The organism is Streptosporangium sp. NPDC001681 (assembly GCF_040298085.1).
Lineage (GTDB): Bacteria > Actinomycetota > Actinomycetes > Streptosporangiales > Streptosporangiaceae > Streptosporangium.
In genome coordinates this window covers 1-3,443 of the sequence record NZ_JBEOZN010000275.1, presented here as the reverse complement: position 1 = coordinate 3,443, position 3,443 = coordinate 1, and the positions used below count along the sequence as shown (strand labels likewise).

3 protein-coding genes and 1 riboswitch are annotated in these 3,443 nt (G+C 64.4%); of the genes, 1 reads left to right on the top strand and 2 read right to left on the bottom strand.

Annotated features, from left to right (window positions below):
• Nucleotides 1-218: 218 nt before the first annotated feature.
• A complete protein-coding gene (locus ABT130_RS47215) occupies nt 219-518 on the top strand; it encodes a hypothetical protein (RefSeq protein WP_350966442.1) in 300 nt (99 codons plus the stop codon).
• Between the two features lie 11 nt (nt 519-529).
• On the opposite strand, the gene ABT130_RS47210 is transcribed toward ABT130_RS47215, so the two are convergent.
• Both ABT130_RS47210 and ABT130_RS47205 read right to left on the bottom strand, forming a co-directional pair.
• Nucleotides 530-1,186: a hypothetical protein gene (locus tag ABT130_RS47210; protein ID WP_350966441.1), complete on the bottom strand. Its 657-nt coding sequence runs from the start codon at nt 1,184-1,186 to the stop codon at nt 530-532.
• 1,362 nt (nt 1,187-2,548) lie between these two features.
• Nucleotides 2,549-2,932, bottom strand: a complete 384-nt coding sequence (locus tag ABT130_RS47205; protein WP_350966440.1) for a uroporphyrinogen decarboxylase/cobalamine-independent methonine synthase family protein — start codon at nt 2,930-2,932, stop codon at nt 2,549-2,551.
• Between the two features lie 155 nt (nt 2,933-3,087).
• Nucleotides 3,088-3,309, bottom strand: a riboswitch (cobalamin riboswitch).
• Nucleotides 3,310-3,443 lie beyond the last annotated feature (134 nt).

Sequence of the window (3,443 nt, the reverse complement as noted above, 5' to 3'; positions counted from 1 at the left end):
GGGTGCTTGGAGACGAGCACGCCCGGTTCGGCGGGCGGGCCGGGGAAACGGACCAGTCGCAAGGCTGACACCGCGCCCCGGTCCGACCCAACAGCCTCTTATGCGGTATTCACGCAGTGCCGGGCGTGGTGAACGGCGGGGTCATAGGGCGTGCCGTCACGGAAGCAGGCGAACATGATCCGTAGCCAGCCACGGCCAAGGATGCGAACGGTCTGGGGGTGTCGCTTGCCGCGATCTCGGGCGCGTTGGTAGAGGTTGGCGGCCCATGGATCGTCGTGCCGGCTGTTGTCGGCGAAGGTATGGAGTGCTTTGCGGGCAGCCCGGTTGGCGGCGTGCCGGAATCCAACGGTGTGCATCTTGCCGCTGATCTGCGGAGACTCCTTGGCAACATGATCATGTGGATGGCGGGCCAAGCTCTATCCATGCAGGTCAGACCCATATCCGTTGTATTTTCCGCGATTACTACGGGGACCTCCTCCGACGGCGGCGACCCCGACCAGGACTCCTCCTGGCCCTGAGCCTCGGCCGCTCAGTAGAAGAGATTGAGGACCAGCATCACGACGAACATCAGCACAGAGGCGGCGGCCACCACGCCGCCGCCGATCGCCGCCGCCTTGAGACCACGCCTGACGCGGAAGCGGTACAGCAGTACGTAGGGTATGAACGACACGCAGAGCGGGGCCATGGAGAGAAACATCAACGATCTCGTCGCCCCTCGCATGCCGGTGGGCAGAACCCAGTCGCCCTCGGGGGTGAGCGCGGCGCGGAAGGACTCCCCCAACTCCACACCCGAGACGGTTTTGACGATGACGGGCTCCCGTGCCGGGTCGTCGAACACGAGGCGCGCCTCGCTGTGGTAGCTGTTTCTGCCGACGCGCTCGTGCACCACGACGGTGGCGGTTCCCGGTGTACCCGTCACCCCGAGTGCCACCTTCAGATCGGGCAGGGCGTTGGTGACTATCGCCACGACGAGTATCCATGGCAGGAAGCTGAGGAAGAGTACTTGATTGCGGCCAACGTAATAGTGTCTAGCGTACGGCTTGAAGCTTTCGGCCCGATCTCGTTTCTCCACGAGCCGCCAGTCGGCCTGCTCGCGCCGCTGCCTGGCCAGCGCCCTGGCCTGTCTGCGGGTGGGGGTCTTTCTCGTATGGACGAGTGGCTTGGTCGGCTTCTTGGCCCTGGGCATGTCTCCACGGTGGACCACCGTGCTTGGAAGTCACTTGCGACCGACTAGTAGTACTTGGTTACCTCTCCCTTCCTGAGCCATGGACGGGAGCGGAGACGGTCGGCGCCAATGCGAAGCACCCCAAAGGGGCCGCGTAGTGGTTGGGGCCGGTGGTCGCAGCGGGCGAAACCTCCAGGCTGACCTCGGATACGTCCTGATCACTCTTGGCCGCTGCGTACCGGGACCATCGGCCCGCAGAGCGGACGTCAGAACATGGGAAGCAGTAGCCGTTACTCACGTCGCCATGGTCCTCCGGTGGCAAGTCCCGACGAAGGAGGGACGCGGCAGTCGATCGCCCAACCATGCACAGCGAAACCCGAAGTGAGCGATCGTCACGGCCTTCAGCATCGGGCGGGTAGCGGCAGCGCGTTGACGGTCGGCGGGGTGTTCGGTGCGGCGGGCGGGCTCGTGCGGCGGGCGGCGGGGTCCGGCCGTTCGCGCCGGGCGGGCGCGGGACGGGACCGGCCCCCAGGCCGCATGCCCGGTCCCGATGTCCGCGCGGCGCGGGCGGGCGTGCCCCGCCGTGCGGCAGCGCGGAGCGCTGCTGCCCTGTTCATCGTTTCGATTAGAGGGGGACTCAGAAGATCTAGTCCTCCGACCGACGTAGATCGCCATAATTGCTGTCACAGCCCCTACGACATGCTGTATATCGTCGGCGTGCCCGGTCAGGACCAAGATAGTCGCGAGTGAAGCCGTAACCCCACCGAGAACTAAAGGGCCGCCATCACGGGGTAATCTTCGCATAGGCATCTCCTTAGGTGTCACTCTGGCCGTCGTTGCGTTGATCCTGGAAGTTCCACGCAGCGACGGCCTTTTTATCGACACCCAAGAGCCTAGGGCACCTTTTTTGAGATCATTCGCTCTCTCCCTCAAAGGAACCCTTAGACGCCTTTCTGTACCCTAGCTGATCTTTCAAACCAGCCTCTGAGCTGCGCGAATGTGCAGGTACTTAGCATTGCAGGTAGAAAAGCCTATTGGCTTGATTTGCAAGATCATGAATCCCGGTGGCGATCTTGCGGGATGGCGCAAATTGCCTTGAATTCCGTTATCGAAGCGTTATTTAGCGTGGGTGGCACTGGCCTGGATCAGTCGAATAATCATGCACCGGGTTAGCGACTGTCCGGCGCGCGAACCGCCGCAGGCGGATCGCCTTGACCCTGTAATGAAACTCCTCGCGGATCGGCCTTCTCAAGCAATCCTGATCATGTGACCTGATTGCCGGTGTAACCGGCCGCACGGTTGTTCTGGCAGCTCAGAGCCTTGATCGCTCGATGTGCTGCTTCGCGGGCTGCTCTTCGATGAATAGTTGCCTTTGTGACTGAACTAGTGGTAGTTGGTGTCGAACCACTTGGTCATCTCCAGCGGAGCGACGTCCTGGGTGCCGCGCGCCATGGCAAAGTAGCCGTCCAGGGCGTCGGCTTCGACGGCGGCCCAGTGACGTTCGGGGATGGCACCGACCATGACGGTGGTGTCCAGCACGTGGTCGTACAGCGAGAAGTCGCCGGTGGGGACCTCCCGCACGCCGGCACCGGTCAGGTGCCTCCAGTTGTCGCGGCGCAGCCGGGCCGCGGTGTCGTGCAGCTCATCGGCGGTGACGCGGCCCGCCCAGTAGCCCTCGATCGCCTTCTTCAGCTCTCGGTCCGGCCCCTGGCGTGGATAACCGTGGACGGTGGCCAGTGATGCGGGGGTGGCGGAAGTCTCAGCCACGAAACTCTCCTTCGCGAGTCATGGAGGACCCCGGTGCTCTCATGGGCGCAAAGGAACGGCTGACCGGCGAGCACTCTGATACCGTGCCCGCTCGCACCGCCGACCCGCCCTCGAGGTCACCGAAGTCACCGCGTGCGTGGTCGCACGCGGGCAGTGGCAGGTCTTCGGACTCGCGGGCACGCCCGGGATTTCGCCCGGGCATCTACTGGCCGTCGCTTCCCCGGTCCGGTACTCGGACCCAGTGCGTTTGACGGCGGTCGTTCCCACTCACCGCTGCGGGGCAGTCCCGGAATTGGCGAGCTCGCGAGCCAAGCAGGCGAGCGTTGCCGCACCGGGTTCCCTCTTACGACGCGCCTGCCTGGCGGGCAGGGCGAACCGACGGCGGGTCCAGCCTAGGCGCATTCGGTTCTCTGGTCGACAGGGGCCGGAATGGCGCCCGCGCCCTACGGGGACACTGTTGGCGAAGTAGATCAAACAGAAGCGGCCCCACGATCACATCTGTGATCGTGGG